Origin of the sequence: Runella defluvii (assembly GCF_014195535.1) — a bacterium.
GTDB classification, from domain to species: domain Bacteria; phylum Bacteroidota; class Bacteroidia; order Cytophagales; family Spirosomataceae; genus Runella; species Runella defluvii.
Genome location: NZ_JACIBY010000003.1, coordinates 126,048 through 144,490, shown reverse-complemented (window position 1 = coordinate 144,490; position 18,443 = coordinate 126,048). Strand labels below are relative to the sequence as shown.

Genomic DNA, 18,443 nt, shown 5'->3' with positions numbered 1-18,443 from the left:
AAAGCGAGCGTACTTCTGTTTAAGAGCTTTCATGTATGCAATATCCAAAAAAAAAATCAGTCCTCTAAATCCAACTTGACATTCGTCCTCGTAGATAGTACCAAAAAGGTTATCGACCATGAAAAAAGGACTTATCAAAACCGCTAAAATTTCGCTTTACTCCTTAGGTTTTCTTTTTATGGCATTTGTTGTCTATGCCAATTTAGAACCTGCCCCCATGCACGCTTACGTAAAGCCAATTAGCATGACCATCATAAAAGTAGATGGGCTTGATGAAACTACTAATTCGGAAGCGTTACAAAAACAAATGAGTCAACAAAAAGGGGTCACCGCTTGTACAGTCAACCCCGCAAGTCAACTCGTGAGCATCACTTTTGACCCTGATGCCACCAACGAGTCTTCTTTGAAATCATTGGTAGGCACCTATTCTGCCAAAAAAGTTGAGCCCGCATCCTTTGATGGCATTACAGCAAGCGGCCCTGAATGCCCCGTGCCGTTGTCGTACATTCAAGCATTTGAGCGCGCTAAATACGCCTTCTGTTTCCGTTAGCATCTTTTATTTTCTCTCAATAACTACTCAAGTTTTAATTTAATCCATTTTCTCAATCAATTAAATCAATTAAAACCATGAAAAAAGCATTTTTGTCTTTATCGGTTGCGCTTGTGTTCATTATGTCATCTTGTAAGAAAGAAGAAGAAGCAGCGCCAAAATCATTGTATGACCGCCTTGGTGGGGTTAGCGCCATTTCAGCCGTTGTGGATCAATTTATCACAAACGTAGCGGCAGATCCAAACATGGTTCGTACGTTTACGCCACTTCTTCAAGAAGTACAAAAAGGTAACACGGCACGTTTGACTGCCCTTCGTAACAACCTAATTGACCAAATTGGTCAGGCTAGCGGCGGTCCACAGAAATACACAGGAAAAGACATGGTGACAGCCCACAAAGGGATGAAAATCACTGATACTGAGTTCAACTCACTGGTCAATGACTTAGTGATGGCCTTGAATAAGTTCAATGTACCATCTACCGAGCAAAACGAACTTTTAGGTGTTTTAGGAGGCTTAAAAAGCCAAATTGTAGGCCAATAGTAGGGTCTGGTTGGGTAGTTGAGTATTACAGCAGGGCAAATTGCCCTGCTGTTCTTATTTTTACTCGACCCAAAGTACCAGTCCTTTGAGGTAGCTTCCTTCAGGATGGAAAAGATTGACGGGGTGGTCGGCGGGCTGCGTAATTTGGTGTAAAACCCGCACTTGGCGTCCTGCCTCGATGGCCGCTGCAACCACCGTGTTGTAAAACAGCTCGCGATCCACTACTTGCGAACACGAAAACGTGAACAATATCCCGTTTGGTTTTAGGTGCTTGATACCTTCTGCATTCAATCGCTTATACCCTTGTACGGCACGATGACGCGCCGACATGCTCTTGGCATAGGCTGGTGGGTCAAGAATCATCAAATCGTAAGTACCTGTTGTTTCTTTTAAAAACTTCATTACGTCTTCTGCATACGACTGGTGGTTTGTCGTCTCACCAAAATTGGCTTCTACATTGCGCTCCGTCAATTCAATCGCTTTTTTGGAGGCATCCACCGAATCGACCGATTGTGCTCCTTCTGCCAAAGCATAAATAGAAAAACCACCCGAATAGCAAAACGCATTCAGGACATTTTTTCCTTTGGCATAGCTTCCCAACAACCGTCGGTTATCGCGTTGATCGAGGAAAAAGCCCGTTTTTTGCCCCGTTTCCCAATCAATCAAAAAAGTATGTCCGTTTTCTTTGACAGGATGCGGAACGGGACAACTACCGAAAACGTACCCGTTTTGGGTAGTTTTGGCAAACTCATCGGGCAAGGTATCAGCGCTTTTATTATAAATGGCTTTCAAATCGCTGCCGTATAAATCTTGTAATGCTTGCGCCAACTCATCGAGCACGCGGTACATCCCAATCGAATGGGCTTGAATAACCAACACCCCGTTGTAAAAGTCGATAATAAGCCCAGGTAAACCATCGCCTTCACCGTGTACCAAGCGGTAGCTATTGGTGATGGTGTCTTCACTACTCCATTGGGTGGCAAAAAGCTGCTGGCGAACGGTCAGTGCTTTTTGCAATTTTTGTTTCCAAAAATCAACGTTGGGTACAAATTGTTCAAAACTGAACAATTTTACGGCAATGTTGCCATTGTGGTAATGCCCCGTTGCCAAGTACTGGCCACGGCTATCACAAACTTCAACGATTTCACCGTCAGTTGGTTGGCCTTTGATTCGGGCGATAGCCCCCGAAAAAACCCACGGATGAAACCGCCGTACGGCTTCGTCGCGATTGGGTTTTAGATATACAAGTGGAAAAGAATGCACGAAGATGATTATTAATTGAAAGACAAAAATACTTAGCACAATGCAAGTAGAAAGCACATTTTTCGTTTTTTTTCCTGAAACTAACCACCAATCACCAATGAATCGTCGCGATTTTTTGAAACAAACATCCGCATTAAGCGCGGGAATTGCCCTCACACCAAGTCTTTTTACTGAAGCGAAACCCATCAAAAAATTTGGAATTCAGCTTTACAGCGTTCGTGATTTGATGCCAAAAGATGCCAAAGGAACCATGAAAAAATTGGCTGAAATGGGCTATACACAATTTGAAAGCTACGGCGGTCCTGACTTTTTGTGGGGAATGTCGCCGAAAGAATGTAAAACTTTTTTGGGTGATATGGGCGTCAAAATGGTGAGTACACACTTTGACATGAACAAAGACCTGGATAAAAACATCGAGCGTGGCGCTGAAGCGGGACTCAAATACATGCTTTGTCCTTATTTAGGCCCTCAAAAAACCATCGATGATTGGAAGAAAAAAGCCGATTTGTTTAACCAAGTGGGCGAAAAAGTAACCAACGCGGGAATGAAATTTGGCTACCACAACCACGATTACTCTTTTAAACCGCTCGAAGGGCAAATCCCTCACGAAGTGCTTTTGGCCAACACCGACCCCAAAAAGGTGATGTTTGAATTGGATTTGTGCTGGATTGTAGCAGCGGGACAAGATGCCGTTGAGCACTTCAAAAAATACGGAAAACGCTACGAATTGGTACACATCAAAGACATGGTAAAAGACAGTAGCGGCAAAGTAACCCAGAAAGATTTGGGACAAGGCTCAATCGACTTTGTGACCATTTTGAAAGCTGCCAAAAAAGCGGGTGTAAAATACTACCTTGTAGAACAGGAACAATACCCTGGAACATCGATTGATAGCATCAAAGTAGATGCTGATTGGATGAAGCAACTTTCGATTTAATAGTAACGCAAAACCAAAACCTCCCGAAAGTTTGGAAGAACCTCCCGAAAGTTTAAAACTTTCGGGAGGTTGGTTGGTTCACTCCCCTTCTCGCACCCCCGCTTCGGGTTTGAGGACATATACGTCCAACATCGCCTTAGGACGGGCAAGGTACTCACGGAGCAATGTTTTTAGCGAATAGCCATTGGGGACATCTTGCGCGGCAAATCCGACGGCATCCATCCCTTCATGTTCGGCTAAGTAAAGCGCTCGGGCATTGTGGAAATTTTGAGAAATCACCGTCACCCGTTCTTGTCCATATATCTCGCGACACCGCACTACGGAGTCAAACGTTCGATAGCCCGCGGTATCAAGCAACATGACATCTTCAGGAATCCCCAATTTTGTCAAGGCTTGTTTCATCGCTTTGGGTTCGTCGTAGGTTTCCGCTTCCTTGTTACCGCTCAAAATCAAGTACTTGACTTTTCCTTCTTTGAACAACAGCGCCGAAGCTTCCATGCGGTACTTAAAAAACAGGTTCTCTTTCCCCCGAGCTACGTATTTGCTAGTACCCAACACCAGCCCAACATCGTTGGAAGGCAGCGAGGAAACGTCAAAAAACACCTTGTGACGGGTCGTTAGTACCACAATCCAGTTACATAGCAACACTGCCACTACCACCCCAAATACCGACCACAAGCCTGCTTTGATGAGCTTTTTCATCAAAGAGACCCGCAAACGGCGCGAATGGCGAATGGCGTTGATATGTAAAAAAGCGGTTTTCACATTGCTAGTTTTTTAGAACAACCCCAGCTGCCCCGTCTCATCGGGAGCTGCGGGTGGGGTTTGTGGTGGCGTTTCGTCTTCATCAGACGGCGCGGCTATTTCAGGTTCATTTTCAACAATTTCTGGTTCGGCTATTTCCGCTTGAATAGATTCGAGCTGCTTTATTTCTTTGATTTTTAAAGCAGAAACCCGATTTCCCAGGGCTTTCCAGCCTCTTACCTCCACAAATTCGTCCAAAGTATGTTGCTCAACTTGGTTCTCCGTTTTGCTCTTTTCTATCACCACTTCCATGCGTGGATGTACGTCCGTCGAAACAAAAACGATTTTAGATCCTTTGTTTTCACCAATAAACGAAAATTTCTTATCAGTGGTTGTGGTTTCTATTTTAAAACGCTTGGCAAAGTAATTTTTTTGTACCGATTCGTAATAAACTGCCGTAATTGGTTTTTCGGGAACAAACTTCTCCAAAAGCACCAACTCTTTGGGTTCGTAACGGTTGGTCAAATCAAAGCTGGTAAGTTCGTACGTCCCTTCTTTGTAAAGAACCAGAATTAGGTCACCATTGTCAAAGTTACCCAAATAACGTCCCCGATCGTCACGGTTTAATCGACCTAGCACTTCGTCGTACCACAAGTCAACGCCGCCGAGTGTTGAGGCACCTGCCGATTTAAAGGCAATTTTACGGACGGGATACTTGGTCAGTACATTTCCCATGGCCGAGCGATTTTTGACCGCTAACTTAGAAAAATCAAAATCAAAAATCTTGATTCGGGCCGTACTTTGGGCCGTTAGACTTACGGTAATTATTTCTGCTTCTCCGTTGTCGTTGGCACTAAAATAGGTCATTTTTGACTTGTTTGTCCCCAATGACACGTCGTATTCTTTGTCGCGCGTGATGCCCGTTACGGCAAAACGTTTGGCATAACTCACCCCCGATTTTCCGTCAAGGTAGGATACATTGTATATTTTGCGTTCGTCGTTTTTCTTAAACACCGACACGTAAAATATGTCTTTGCCCACAAAAACCTTATCGGCTACGCGTACCACTTTGTATTTACCGTCGCGGCGAAAAACAATGATGTCATCGATGTCCGAACAATCCATGACGTATTCATCTTTTTTCAAGCCATAACCGATAAAACCTTCTTCACGGTTGACGTACAGTTTTTGGTTCGCAGCCGCAACGACGGTCGCCGCAATGGTATTAAACGAACGAATTTCGGTACGACGCCCACGGTCTTTACCATATTTTTTCAACAACTCTTTGAAATAATTGATGGCATAGCGTGTCAAATGAACGAGGTTATCTTCCACTTCGGCCAACTCCGCCTCAAGGCGTTTCATGGCTTCATCTGCCTTAAACGCATCGTATTTTGAAATACGTTTGATGCGCAATTCGGTCAGGCGAAGAATATCCTCTTCTACGATTTCGCGGTAAAAGTCATTTTTGTAAGGCGTCAACCCCGCATCAATCGTTTGAATAACCGCCTCAAACGTTTCACACTCTTCAATATCGCGATAAATGCGATTTTCGATAAAGATTTTCTCTAACGAACTGTATAAAAGTTTTTCTTTTAGCTCAAATCGTTTGATTTCTAGTTCACGTTTGAGCAAATGGACGGTTTGATCGGTACACGTTTTTAAGATTTGAGAAACCGTCACAAAGTGGGGTTTTTCGTCGATAATCACGCAGGCATTGGGCGAGATACTTACCTCACACTCCGTAAAAGCATACAAAGCATCAATGGTAATGTCGGGCGAAACGCCTGGAGCAAGGTGGATAACAATCTCCACGTCCCGTGCCGTGAGGTCTTCCACCGCTTGCATTCCCTTTTCGGGTTTTTTAATCTTAATTTTCCCTTCCTCGCTGGCCTTGATAATCGAATCCTTGATGGAAGTCGTGGTTGTTCCAAACGGAATTTCACGAATCACCAACGTTTTCTTATCAAGCTCTTCAATTTTGGCCCGCACGCGAATTTTCCCGCTTCGTAGTCCATCGTTGTAGTTGGTTACATCGACAAACCCTCCCGTTGGGAAATCAGGATATAACGTAAACGGCAATCCTTTCAAATAAGCCATTGACGCCTCAATCAATTCCACAAAATTATGCGGCATGATTTTGGTCGAAAGCCCCACGGCAATTCCTTCCACCCCCATGGCCAACAGCAACGGAAACTTCACAGGCAGCGTGACAGGCTCTCGCTTACGGCCGTCGTAGCTCATTTGCCACTCGGTCGTATCTTCGTTAAAAATAACGTCGTTGCCAAACTTAGAAAGGCGCACTTCGATATAACGAGCGGCGGCGGCACCATCGCCCGTTCGGATGTCACCCCAACTACCTTGCGTATCAAACACCAAGTCTTTTTGACCCATGTTGACAATCGCTTCGTTGATAGACGCATCCCCGTGCGGGTGAAATTGCATGGTAGCCCCAATCACGTTGGCTACTTTGTTAAAGCGCCCGTCGTCCATTTCTTTCAGTGCATGAAGAATACGACGCTGCACAGGTTTCAGGCCATCCTCAATGTTAGGAACAGCACGCTCTAGAATTACATAAGAAGCATATTCCAAAAACCAGTTTTGGTACATATCCGACACCACCAACTGGTCGTGGCGGGTGTGTTCAGGGAGATTTTGGTCTTCGGGTAAAGTGTCGTTGATTTCGCTCATCGGTTCGTATTGAGTGCCACGTAATTTAAGAGTTTTGCAAACTCTTTTACCAAAAATAGTCGCTCAATCGCTATTGGTAAATTACAATTTTTTAACACGTAAATATACAAAAAAATGTCCAAAAATCGCGTTTTATACCCACTCAATGCCTTTTTTTAGCATCGAAAGCGTGTATTCTTCGCGCGATTGTGGAGCGGGCTTATAGTCGTACTCCCAGCCTGCCAATGGGGGCAAACTCATTAAGATTGATTCCGTTCGCCCGCCCGTTTCTAGTCCAAATTTTGTGCCACGGTCCCACACCAGATTAAATTCCACATAACGCCCACGGCGGACCAACTGCCACGCTTTTTCTTGCTCACTATACGGAATATCAGCGTTTTTTTTCATCAATGCCGTATAAGTTGGCGCAAAGGTTTCGCCCACTGCTTTGACAAATTCAAACACCTGATTTTTATGGTCGTCGGAAGTTGGTTTTAAATAATCGAAGAATATTCCGCCCACGCCACGGGTTTCTTGACGGTGAGGCAAGAAGAAATAATCATCCGCCCAATTTTTAAATTTGGGATAATAATTGACATCGTGGGCATCGCAGGTAGCTTTGAGTTGTTGGTGAAACCAACGAGCATCCTCATCAACGACGTAATGTGGCGTCAGGTCAATTCCTCCCCCAAACCAGCTAGTGCCGTTGGACATCTCAAAGTAGCGAACGTTCATGTGAATGATGGGAACCATCGGGCTCACAGGGTGCATGACAATCGAGACCCCCGTGGCAAAATAATCGGCCCGTTCGGTGAGGTTCATTTGTTTCATAAGTGCCTCGGATGTTTGTCCCTGCACCGCCGAAAAATTGACGCCTCCTTTTTCAAGGATAGTTCCCGCCTGAATCAAGCGCGTTCGGCCACCGCCACCGCCGTGGTGTTGCCAAAGGTCTTCATGAAACTTGCCTTTTCCGTCGGTTTGTTCGATGGCTGCACAGATTTGGTCTTGTAACTGTTGGAAGTAATCAGAAATCGTGTTACGCATTTTTTAATTTAGAATATCAAATAATAGTCCTTTAATAAAGTACGAAAACCCTCAGAATACTTACCGTCTCCTTCGTGAATGGTAAGTTTCTCTATCTGCAATGGCTTATTGTGCCACTGGAAGGTCGTTATAAGTCGAAAAAGTGCTTTTTCTTCTCGTTGAAAAATCTGAAGTTGCTGGACAGGCCAAAGTCCTTTTCCCTGCAAGAGTTCCGTCATTTTTTGGGTTTCAAAGGGAGGTAATAATACCACAAATCGGCCTTTTTTTTGCAGTAAACTAGCCACTGAATTGGCTAATTCGACCAAAGAAAGGCTTTCGGCGTGCAGGGCTTGGTTTTTAATTTCGTTGGTAGAAAGCAAGTGATTTTCAAAAAATGGCGGATTGCTGATAATAAAATCGTAGCCCTTTTCTTTCTTCCAATTTTGGAGGGCGGTTTTATACACCTGAATACGTTCGGCAAAGGGACTTTGGCTAACATTTTCTTGGGCTTGTTCGGCGCTAGATTGCTCAATTTCAATGGCGTCGATGTGTAAATTTTCGTTCCTTTGCGCCAGCATTAAGGCCAACACCCCCGTACCTGTACCAATATCTAACCCTTTTTTCACCCCGTCCACCGACGCATACGCCCCCAACAAACAGGCTTCTGTACATACGCGCAATGAACTGCGGTCGTGCCAGACAGTAAATTGTTTGAATTTAAAATAGGGGTTTGAACTACGTCCCATTGTCTTACCTTTATAAAAAATGATGTATGAATAATTATCTAAAACAAATCCCTTACTCCATTGCCCAGTACATCATGTACGCCCTTATTGGCTTTGGTCTGGCATTTCAACTTTGTGTTATTATTGGACTCATACCCCATAACTATGTTTGGGGTGGACGGCTCGAAAATCAAGAGCAGATGATTGCGTTTGAGCTTATATCCATGTCCAATTTACTACTATTATTTATACTCATCCAAGTCCACGGACGAACAAAATATGCTAACTTAAAAAAAGTGGCGACCGTACTGTTATGGATTTTTGCGGGAATATTTGCTTTAAACACCCTTGGAAACCTCGCTGCCATTTCGTCGCTTGAAACGTTACTTTTTACACCTATTACTATCGTGGCGTCCATTCTGTGTGGCCGAATCGCGTTGGGCAGATGAAAATTTAGCTATTTGCGGCCAAAATCTGCGGGATTTTCTCCCCAATATTCCGTTTCCCACTTCACGATGGCGTTGGTAAATTTATTTTTTGAAAGCCATTCTTCTGCCCGTTGAAGCATTTCAAAGAGGGCTTTGTTACGCGGCGTTACTTCCAATTTGGTATTGGCGTGTTTCCGCTTAATCCAGCTCATTGCCGTTTTAGAATCGGTATAAATCGGCAGATTGCTCTGGTGTTTTTGGAGATACGCCAAGCCGTGTACAATCGCCAAAAACTCCCCAATGTTGTTTGTACCGTCCTGAAACGGCCCTTGATGAAAAAGTTTTTGACCCGTGCGCACATAGACGCCTTGGTACTCCATGTCGCCCGTGGCGGTATTCCACGCGGCATCTACCGCAATACTTTCAGGGTTGGGTTTGCCCACATTGGCAGGGGCTTCTTTGAGCACAGGCTTGGCTTTGCTAGGGGTAATAAACTCCCAATAACTTTTGCTAAGGGCAGCTTCTGCTTCCTTCAATGAATCGAATGACTTGTATTTTGCTTCAGCAAAACCTTTGATTTGCGCCTCGCACTCGTCCCACTCCGTAAACACCCCTCGACGGCGGCCTTCCCAGACTACGTAAAATTTTCGTTTTTTTGCCATGCTACAAACTTAAAGAAAGTACGGGGTAAAAACGGAATCTCAACGCCTTTAGAAGGAAATTCCACTACAAATTCTATGAAATTTCCTTTTTTAGTGGGCGCTTTGGCACTTTCAAGTTTAGCCATCGCCCAAAAAGGGGTTGTCCTCACCCCCAACGAAACCGAAAAGAAAATCGACGTTACAATCGATGGCAAGCCTTTTACCAGTTATTTTTATCCAGGCCCCGATGTTTTAAAAAAAGCAGTACTTTACCCTCTACTTACTGCCCAAGGTACTGAAATTACGCGCGGCTGGCCCATCAAACCTCGTACGGGCGAACGCGTGGACCACCCGCACCACGTCGGGATGTGGCTCAACTATGAATCGGTCAATGCCCACGACTTTTGGAACAACTCCACGAAAGTAGATCACGCCAAACACACCTACGGCACCATCGTTCATACGGGAATCACCAACATGAAAGGTGGCAAAAACGAAGGTACCCTTACCGTTACGGCCGACTGGCTCGACAAAAATGGTGGCCTGATGTTGACCGAAACCACCACGTATATTTTTAAGGGAGACGCTACCACCCGCACCGTTGACCGCATCACTACGCTAACTGCCAAAACCGAGGTAGTGTTTAAAGACGTAAAAGACGGCATGTTTGCCATTCGCGTTGCTCGACAATTGGAACATCCTTCTACGGGGCCTTCTGAGTTTACGGATGCTTATGGGGTAGTGACCAAAGTTTCGTCGATGGACAACACGGGTATTACGGGGAGTTACCGAACCAGTGAAGGAGTTGAAGGCGATAACGTTTGGAGTACGCGCGGCCGTTGGTGCAACCTTCGCGGAAAGATTGGCGACGAGACCATCAATGTCGTTATTCTCGACCACCCAAAAAATGTGGGGTATCCTACCTACTGGCACGCCCGTGGCTACGGTCTTTTTGCCGCCAACCCGCTTGGACAAGATATTTTCAGTAAGGGTAAAGAAAATCTTAATCTGACGCTCAAAAACGGCGAATCCACTACTTTCCGATACCGCACGGTCATCGCTTCCAAAACCCTTTCTGACGACCAAATCAATAAAATCGCAACAGATTTTGGGAAGTAGCCTTGGTAGCCTTGGTCAGACGATAGTCAGACCCAATAAGAGCAAGTAACGATGATAGTCAGGCCAAGTACCTACCCGAATTGTATTCGGTCTGACTGTCGTCTGACCGAGTATCAATTTAGGTTTGGTTTACCGAGTATCAAGCGCAGCTATTTGGGGTTTGTAGGCCGTAGGTAAAATGGTATCCTTTAGTAAATTTTCCAGCTTTAGGTACCTAAACAACTTGTATGTAGCAATCACAGGTGCAAAAAGTGGAATCCATCCAAGTCCCAAAAGCCGATTAACCCTTTGAGGAACGACTAACGTTTGGGCTTGCTTTAGAATAAAAAAGCGAACAGTCCCCAAATGTTTTTGGTATTGGCGGTACAGGTCATGGGTAAATTCGCTGGCCATTAAATTATCCTGCAAGTGTTCTTCACGCATTCTTTGCCAGTCTTCAAAAGTAGTCGGCAGCCCTCTGAGGCCCATTCTAGCCCCTACCCGATAAAATACGTCGAACGTTTCTTCCTTTTCTTCTTGGGTTAATTTTCGTTCAAGCACTTCAAACGAACGAATGGAATAATCAATCAGCATAAAAAGCACATCGCGGTACGCCCAATCGGGGATTTGAGCGGCTCTTTTTTGTTCTACGGCTTGGTGGATAGCGGCGATTTTATCAATGGACTGAAGGGCTTGTTCCTCCTCCGAAAACACAATTTGACGAGCGTAAGCCACCGTCGAAAATAACCGACCAAGCGGGTCAGAGGGCAATTTACCCGTAAAATACAGCCAATCGACGGCTTTATTGAGGGCAAATTCGGCCGATGCCCCCGCAAAAATAAACAAGATGGTATCGGCTTTCCCCCATATTGTTCGAACGATGGAATTGGGCGCGACAAAGTGTTTCATTTAGCTATTTTTGGAAGAAGATTTTTTTCAACAATCAATACGAACAGAACTCCAGCCGTGTAAGCAAGCATATCTAGCCAAGAAAAGCTCGTCCCCATTATCACACGTGCAATTTTGAAGTGTTCCAACCTTAAAAGTTGGACATAATTGAAAAATTGGAGAATTTCAATTGAATACGCAAAGAGCAATGTACTTGTTAATGCCCCATATACACTAAGTCGCGTAAAACCGCGGAGGGTGGCATAGACCAAAATAACCACCAAGAAATCGCCACCAAATGGGCGCAAAAAAGCATCGTGAACGAATAATGCAATAGCAATTTCAATCAATAACAAGAAAAAAGCCACTGCACTGTATTGTTTTTGAAAAAACATTAAAAGTACTTTTATTTACAAAGTAAAATAAAATGATAGGAAAATAAAAATGATTCTTTACAAAATTTAAATAGATGATTGTATCAACTTGTTAAGAGAAGGGCTTGACAAGCGACAGAATGAAGCTCAAACAAAAAAAGCTCAGATTTCTCTGAGCTTTTCAATTTATGTTGGCGGCCCGGACGGGACTGAAAATTAGTGGTGATTATCAAATAGTTAGATTTATTTTTAAATGTAGGTATCATTGGGGGTATCAAAAAGCTGTGATTTTACTTTACTATGACAATGTAAAGCCTTCAAAATCTTAGGATCCACTAGAAAGCTTTAAAATCAACTCATCGAATATTCATGTGATTGTTTACCTCTATACTCCGTAAATTTTATATTTACTCCCCTATCACTGCTTTTTGTAACAACATCTGACTGTTTACATAAAACGGAGTATCGGTTTTACCAAGGATGCTTTGAGGTAACATAGTCATCTCGCTTAAATTATCCATAGGTACCAACACCGTTTTAGCACCGTTTTCTGAAAGCAGGGTTACTTTTTCCGCAAAGTGTAGCGCCCTTTCTACCGCACCGCCAATGGAAATATTGCCGAGTACTGCCAATCCTCCCTTTAAGTTTTTCTTGTATATCGCTGATATAATACCCACATAGACGGCACATCCTATACCTCCGCTAATATAAGCCCCCATCAAATTGCTAACCTGAATATTCAGGTCATAGCCCATAAGGGAATGCTGTTCATTCAAGATGCTTTTTTCATTGGCTCGTAGGTAATTATAGGTGTTTTTGATATTTTCTTTGACCTCTTGGTTATTGGTACCCGTCACATTTATCTTGCCAGTACCACGGAGAGCCACTACTTCAATTTTTACCAAAGAGGTTGTATCGCCGTCACTGGTGGCGGTATAACATACCCCGGGTGAAAGTGGGTTGCTTTCAATAAGATTTGACCCTCTTTCCTCGGGTAAGCCCACAAAGATTTCTTCCTGCGTTTCTTTATCAATGTAAGAGAAATTGGTGTCCCAGAACTCCATCCCGCCAATGCGCTTTAATTGCTCTTTGACTCTTCTGCGCATTTCCATGGCGATGACCAAATACCCCCTGATGTCATTTTTGGAAAAGACGCCATCTGGATGGAGGAGCTTAATGAAGCCTGAAACGATTCGACGGACTGATTTTGAATCCCTTTGTTTTAGATGGGCACCCAGCGTAAAGTACTTATCAATGGCATCGTAGTAGGTGGTTTTGCGCTGTGACTTTAAAATCTCCGAAAAGAAATCGGTACTGAAGCCAAAGTGATTGGTAAAGTTTTTGGGACTGAACTTTGTGATCTCCCAGCCCGGTAAGAAAAGATTGATACGGTCTAAAAAAGCGGTATCAAAGTTTACTTCATCAGATAATGGACTGAATAAATGGGAAGTCCGTAAAACTGTTTCAACGGGTTGATTGATATTACCGTTTAGAATGATGGATGCCGACCCGGAAATTTCGCCGCCCTTTGCCCTTGAAAATGATCCTGATTCCATGAAGTCTTTCATCAAAGGAATGGCGTCCCGGTCTTTGAAGAGCTTATCGGTACTTTCATCAAAACAAATAGCATCCCACAAACCAACCGCCCCCACTCTTCCCGTTGTGTTGTTCACAAACAATTGCGCTACTGAGCCCTGACCTCCTGAAATCAAAATGGCATAGGGGGTAATTTCTTTGTAGATATAGGATTTACCGGAAGAACGGGGCCCCAATTCCACCATGTTGAAATTGGCTTCTACCAGTGGTATCAAACGGCATAAGAGTAGGGTTAGTTTTCGCTCATCCAAGCCCTCACTGAGTGGCTCATAACCCGCACTGCGCAGCAATAAAGTCTTCCATTCGTCTTTGGTAAAATCTTTCCGCTTTTCAGCAATCTTTGAATTGTCAAAGCTGGATAACTGAATGGGTTTTATGTCCCGAACAACAAAGGGGTTTATTTTGGTCCCGTTGGTAATCATCGGGTCGTATTCCATATCAATAATGGCCCATATACCGCCTAGCAACAGTTTCTCGTGGCTTTTTACCAACTCGTCACTGATGGTTGCTTTTCGGATGTTGCTATTGCTGATAGATGCATAGTATCTGTCTTCGGAAGGCACAAGCTCTACCGACACCTTGTCAATAATTTTATATCGGCCTTTTTCTCTCAGCTTGGACTGAATCAAGGTACTTTCTTCCGGATTGACGTAATGGTCGCGAAGAATTCTTTTCACATTCTCCATCCCTTCTTTTAAAATCTCTTCGTCGTCTGTACTGCATGTATTGGCCAATAGGTATTCCAGCACAAACGCTGGGACATTTGCACCGCCTTTGATGATTCCTACGAGGTCTTTCTTGACCACAAAACCTCTGAAATTTTCTAATGCTTTTTTATCTAATTCGTCTAAAACGATCATACCCTTTTGTATTAAAGTAAACCGCCCAAATCACGGAGGTTTGATTTCTTAATGATTACCGTATCCAATTGTTCCTGCGTTGATGCGTCCACGATGACCGCCTGCACCTGTTGGTTGTGGTTGAACGAAAATTCTTTTTGGTCCCCTTTGCCTGTTTCCAGGGTAATAATGTCACTGCTTTGGTATTCTTTGTTACCAGCGTATAGTTTTATTTGAACTTTCCGCTTTTCCCCAAACAGATTAAAGCCTGTTTTTGCAGCTTCCAATTTGATCATAAATAATTCGCTCGGGACTTCCTTCAAATCGTCTTTATTCGCAATGACCACCTCCAACTGTGAGGTTTGGTGGCCTGCTTTGGTAAACTTAAAGTTGGGAATGATGATCTCCTGTGGTGTAAAACCACCATGGGAAAAGCCATACACGCCTTTTGATTTGAAAGGACGGTGGTTTTTAGCTACGTAAACATACCTGTATTCGGCATAGGGTTCTTCAAAAGCCAACCATTCGTTGTTGTTCTGTTTGTCAATCGTTCGGATAAAGCGCTCGTGCACCTCTTTCTTTCCTACGGTGATTGGGTCAATTTTATCCGCTTCATCCAATAAACCGGTCAACACAAATCCATGATCGGTGATGAGATATACTTCCTGGTAACCGATGTTAAGCAGTAAGCTGATTTTCTCAATAAGTACGTTTTCAAACTCAGAGAACAATTTTATAGCACCCTGTTGCAGTTTTTCGCCGGCACTGTCAATATCCTTGTACGTTAGGATCAGGTAATCGGCCTCTATGCCATAGTTCAGTTGTTCTAAAGGCAGGTACGTAATATTCTTAGCCGATGACTTTGTCAACCTTGTTTCCCGGTCCTTATGGATGGGCACAACTTCATGGCCGCCTATATACAAAGCACTCATGTTATGCTCGGTTTCGGAAGGCATATCCGCCAGCATTATTTGCCTGTCAACCTTAAACTGTTTCTGTAGCTTGGTAGCCACGTAATCGGCTATTTCGTAGCGTACGCCATCACCGACTATCACTGCCGTTTTAGGTTTTGCTGTTTTCAGGAGCTGGGGCAAATAGCCCTGCTGATCAGACGTGTATTCGTTGGAGAAGGTAAACCACGTTTGCAGCACTACATCATTGAGTCCTTCATAATATTCCTGTAAAGGACGTATAATGGAGGTGTCGTTCAGAAAGGTAACGTACAGATTACGAATGGCTCTATCCACCTTTGCGAAAGTCCCCGTATAGTAGTCGATAAAAGCATTCAGGTTATGGCATTTTGACAGCGGCTCGATACTTACCTCAAATAAGGTCAATACGTCCTGCCACCAATTCGGCACAAAGACTTTTGCTTTGGAGGCATTTATTCTTTGTTTCAGCTTTTGCAGCTTCTCGTTTACGAATGATTTATCCCTGAAATTTTCCGTTATCTGCCTAAGTGCACTCAGGTCGAGTTTTTCAAAACAGTGGTCGGGATGGGCATTCCATGGATTGACGACCCCGTTTAGTTTATAAGTCAGAATGTATTGTTCCAGCGAAGGGCGGTAAGTGGTACTATCGGCCCATTTATAATACAGTTGCAGCAATGTATCCGAAATCTCGTTGTTGGCAAGTCCGTCCAGCATTTTTTTGACTACTTCTTCAGCCAAAGTTTTGGCGGGTTTGCTGAGGTATTGTTGTCCCAATAGTTCGTGGACTTTTTCTTCGAACAGCCGTCTGACATCGGTTTCTTTCACGTCCAGATAGTCTTCGGGGGAATGGACAAAAGGAAGCAGCTCTTCCTCCAAATCAATGACTTCTTCTAAATCCTGCACGATTTTCTTCCACCAGCCGAGGTCTTTGCCGATGCCTAACTTTGCCGCAGTAAGCAGCATGGGATTATCAAGTTGTACCTGCAAACCGGCATGGGTAAATATTTTCTTTTTGAGCCAATCCTGCGGATGACTTAAATCAAGGCAACCATGCGTAAAACAGAGGTCAAACAAAAAGCTGAGTTTATCTTGAGGACGGGTCACATAAAATACCACCGGACTGTCCTTGCAGGTGGTTTCTGCTTCATAACGCAAAAAAAGCTCTTCTTTTTCCTGTTGCCATTGGGCTGTTAGGCTTCCATCTGTTTGGAATACCGTCAATTGATTTTGCTGCAAAATAGGAAGCACAAAACTGCACCGACTGGCAGGGTCTAACAATACGACGCGGTTTCGGTGCTGCATTAACCTATTAATATCCTGAATGAGCCATTGTTCTGTCATGGTTGGGTAAGGTCAAGGAATTGGGGGATATATCTGGGTGCGCTATTAAAAGTTAGTTTTGGTTCTTTAATTGTTTTAAGAACGTTCGGCCCATTTCGGTCAATTGATGTCTTTGGGCAGGGTGATTCACGTTGTTGGGAATCAAGTTTGTAATCAGTTGGTCTTGGTGAAGTTTACGAATCACTTTTCTTAACTGCCCGGATATGTTTTTTTGACCCAACAGTTCTGATAGTTCTCCGGTATTCAATGGTTTATCGCTCAATAGCCGTAAGACAGCCCCATAAAGAGACTCTTTTCGTAACTCTGACTGCAACTCTGACTGTAACTCTGACTGTAACTCCGGCTGACGGCCAGTCTCTTTCTTAATAAACTGTACTTGAAAGGAAATCCCGCGCTCATACCATTTGAACTCTATTTCGGGGTAGGCTTTGAGCTCATCCGCAATCAGTTTCAGTCCATTACCCCATTGGTCGATCACGCCTATCTTTTTAAAGAGAGGAGCTATTATTTTATTGCGGATGTCTGATTGGCGAGCTTCCAGTTCGTTGAAGTCAATGGAGGGCATTAGCTTACCGGGGCTGGTGATTTCCACCATATCATCGTAAATCGCTACTTTGATGTCTTTTCCGGTGAGGGAATAGTCCCGATGCACCACGGCATTGCGCAGGGCTTCGCGGATGGCTTTGACCGGATATTCCCAGCGGCTTTCGGTATATACTCCGTTGACCGTTGCTCCTTGGTTGATGTGTCGCATTACAAAATCATAGGCCAATTCGGCCTGAATACCGATGTGGGCATCAATGGTTTTTTGATCAATGAACAGATCGGAGGTAGTTCCCTTAAAACGGGCACATTCAATTTTAGAATAAGGAAACCACTCTTTTCTTGAATCATACTCAGAAAAAAGCGCAAAAGCGTGGGTAGGAATCCAATTGCCCTGAAATGCTTTTAACAAGTCCAGTTTTTTTAAGGCCGCCTCATTGAGGTCTTCACCCGTTTTTTCTTTGAAAAATACTTGGAAAGGCTCGATCATGAAATCAGAGGCTGCTTTATCATAAATAGGTTCACTATCGAAAGAGATGTTGCGTTTTTGACGTTCCAGTTCGGCAATGATCTCGGCATCGGCTTGGCGATTGGTAGAGCCTACTCGGATAAAAGTACCTTCTGATTTTCCTTTTGATTTTAAGTAATAGGGAAGATTGCTGCCTCTGAAAACAGTAACTCGGATCACCTTGGCGGTGGCTTCGCCAAAGAAAGAAATATCGGGGACAATGACGGGGTAGCAGTGGTCATGGATGAGATTGCTGATCTGCTCTTCCAGCTTCAATAGGTCTTCTTCCGGAATACCCACCACTTCTCGCGGCTCATTGCGAATACCGATAAACAACTCCCCACCGGCATCGTTGGCAAAGGCTACGATGGTTTTGGTCAGGTCGGCTACCGTGGGCAGGGTTTCTTTGAACTCCAAGCGACGACCTTCGGGTTGTTGTATGATTTCGTTTATTCTCATTTCCAAATTTACTAATCAGCGTTTAAATATTTCTGTAACTGTGAGTTTTTGCCGGCTGATTTCAGCACCTCGGCCCGGAGCATTCCTTTGGCTTGCAGCGGGGCGATGTTTTTACCGACGCCATCGTCGAGTTTGGGGTCGTAGCATTCGGCGATGAATTCATCTGTTTTCTTGGCAAAGGTTTCTATTTCCTGCAATTGCAGGCGGATCTCTTTCATCTGTTACTTCTATTGTATTTTTTTCCTACCTCCAACTGTACCTTCATTTACACCTTCATCATCAGAAGCAAGCACTTCTATCCAACAGCTTTATATCTTCTGCTGTGAGCATATGATTTTTTTG

17 protein-coding genes are annotated in these 18,443 nt (G+C 44.0%); 5 read left to right on the top strand and 12 right to left on the bottom strand.

Translation table 11 applies throughout. The features are described from left to right. Positions 1-118 precede the first annotated feature (118 nt). On the top strand, positions 119-550 hold the full coding sequence (locus tag FHS57_RS08215; protein ID WP_183972420.1) for a heavy metal-associated domain-containing protein: 432 nt from the start codon (positions 119-121) through the stop codon (positions 548-550). A 77-nt stretch (positions 551-627) separates the two neighbouring features. Further along, on the top strand, positions 628-1,092 hold the full coding sequence (locus FHS57_RS08210; protein ID WP_028525742.1) for a group I truncated hemoglobin: 465 nt from the start codon (positions 628-630) through the stop codon (positions 1,090-1,092). A 60-nt stretch (positions 1,093-1,152) separates the two neighbouring features. Here the strand turns inward: FHS57_RS08210 and FHS57_RS08205 are convergent, their stop codons facing one another. Then, the gene (locus FHS57_RS08205; RefSeq protein ID WP_183972418.1) at positions 1,153-2,355 is read right to left on the bottom strand and encodes a class I SAM-dependent rRNA methyltransferase; all 1,203 of its coding nucleotides are present in this window, start codon (positions 2,353-2,355) and stop codon (positions 1,153-1,155) included. Positions 2,356-2,452: 97 nt separating this feature from the next. Here FHS57_RS08205 and FHS57_RS08200 point away from each other — a divergent pair, with 97 nt between their 5' ends. Next, on the top strand, positions 2,453-3,292 hold the full coding sequence (locus FHS57_RS08200) for a sugar phosphate isomerase/epimerase family protein (protein ID WP_183972416.1): 840 nt from the start codon (positions 2,453-2,455) through the stop codon (positions 3,290-3,292). Positions 3,293-3,370: 78 nt separating this feature from the next. Here the strand turns inward: FHS57_RS08200 and FHS57_RS08195 are convergent, their stop codons facing one another. The 4 genes from FHS57_RS08195 to FHS57_RS08180 all read right to left on the bottom strand — a co-directional run bounded on the left by FHS57_RS08195 (position 3,371) and on the right by FHS57_RS08180 (position 8,475). Next, positions 3,371-4,057, bottom strand: a complete 687-nt coding sequence (locus FHS57_RS08195; protein WP_310586980.1) for a SanA/YdcF family protein — start codon at positions 4,055-4,057, stop codon at positions 3,371-3,373. Between the two features lie 12 nt (positions 4,058-4,069). Continuing rightward, on the bottom strand, positions 4,070-6,727 hold the full coding sequence (locus FHS57_RS08190) for a DNA gyrase/topoisomerase IV subunit A (protein ID WP_183972414.1): 2,658 nt from the start codon (positions 6,725-6,727) through the stop codon (positions 4,070-4,072). Positions 6,728-6,859: 132 nt separating this feature from the next. Next, a complete protein-coding gene (hemF, locus tag FHS57_RS08185; protein ID WP_183972412.1) occupies positions 6,860-7,750 on the bottom strand; it encodes an oxygen-dependent coproporphyrinogen oxidase in 891 nt (296 codons plus the stop codon). An 8-nt stretch (positions 7,751-7,758) separates the two neighbouring features. Continuing rightward, a complete protein-coding gene (locus tag FHS57_RS08180; RefSeq protein ID WP_183972410.1) occupies positions 7,759-8,475 on the bottom strand; it encodes a tRNA1(Val) (adenine(37)-N6)-methyltransferase in 717 nt (238 codons plus the stop codon). Positions 8,476-8,501: 26 nt separating this feature from the next. Here FHS57_RS08180 and FHS57_RS08175 point away from each other — a divergent pair, with 26 nt between their 5' ends. Beyond that, on the top strand, positions 8,502-8,903 hold the full coding sequence (locus tag FHS57_RS08175) for a hypothetical protein (protein WP_183972408.1): 402 nt from the start codon (positions 8,502-8,504) through the stop codon (positions 8,901-8,903). 8 nt (positions 8,904-8,911) lie between these two features. Here the strand turns inward: FHS57_RS08175 and FHS57_RS08170 are convergent, their stop codons facing one another. After that, positions 8,912-9,544, bottom strand: coding sequence for a ribonuclease H1 domain-containing protein (locus tag FHS57_RS08170; protein ID WP_183972405.1), 633 nt, complete (start codon positions 9,542-9,544; stop codon positions 8,912-8,914). 75 nt (positions 9,545-9,619) lie between these two features. Here FHS57_RS08170 and FHS57_RS08165 point away from each other — a divergent pair, with 75 nt between their 5' ends. Continuing rightward, a complete protein-coding gene (locus FHS57_RS08165; RefSeq protein WP_183972404.1) occupies positions 9,620-10,642 on the top strand; it encodes a DUF6807 domain-containing protein in 1,023 nt (340 codons plus the stop codon). A gap of 129 nt (positions 10,643-10,771) precedes the next feature. Here FHS57_RS08165 and FHS57_RS08160 read toward each other — a convergent pair whose 3' ends face one another. From FHS57_RS08160 to FHS57_RS08135, 6 genes are all read right to left on the bottom strand, one after another. Continuing rightward, the gene (locus tag FHS57_RS08160; protein WP_183972401.1) at positions 10,772-11,530 is read right to left on the bottom strand and encodes an oxygenase MpaB family protein; all 759 of its coding nucleotides are present in this window, start codon (positions 11,528-11,530) and stop codon (positions 10,772-10,774) included. Continuing rightward, complete coding sequence (locus tag FHS57_RS08155) at positions 11,527-11,904, bottom strand: ribosomal maturation YjgA family protein (RefSeq protein WP_183972399.1); 378 nt, start codon at positions 11,902-11,904, stop codon at positions 11,527-11,529. The genes FHS57_RS08160 and FHS57_RS08155 overlap by 4 nt, the downstream gene beginning before the upstream one ends. Positions 11,905-12,290: 386 nt before the next feature. After that, the gene (gene brxL / locus FHS57_RS08150; protein ID WP_183972396.1) at positions 12,291-14,339 is read right to left on the bottom strand and encodes a protease Lon-related BREX system protein BrxL; all 2,049 of its coding nucleotides are present in this window, start codon (positions 14,337-14,339) and stop codon (positions 12,291-12,293) included. Positions 14,340-14,350: 11 nt separating this feature from the next. Beyond that, complete coding sequence (locus FHS57_RS08145; protein ID WP_183972394.1) at positions 14,351-16,591, bottom strand: PglZ domain-containing protein; 2,241 nt, start codon at positions 16,589-16,591, stop codon at positions 14,351-14,353. A gap of 52 nt (positions 16,592-16,643) precedes the next feature. Then, positions 16,644-18,101 (bottom strand): RNA-binding domain-containing protein, encoded by a 1,458-nt coding sequence (locus FHS57_RS08140; protein WP_183972392.1) that lies wholly within the window; start codon positions 18,099-18,101, stop codon positions 16,644-16,646. Between the two features lie 11 nt (positions 18,102-18,112). Continuing rightward, a complete protein-coding gene (locus FHS57_RS08135) occupies positions 18,113-18,319 on the bottom strand; it encodes a hypothetical protein (protein WP_183972389.1) in 207 nt (68 codons plus the stop codon). Positions 18,320-18,443 lie beyond the last annotated feature (124 nt).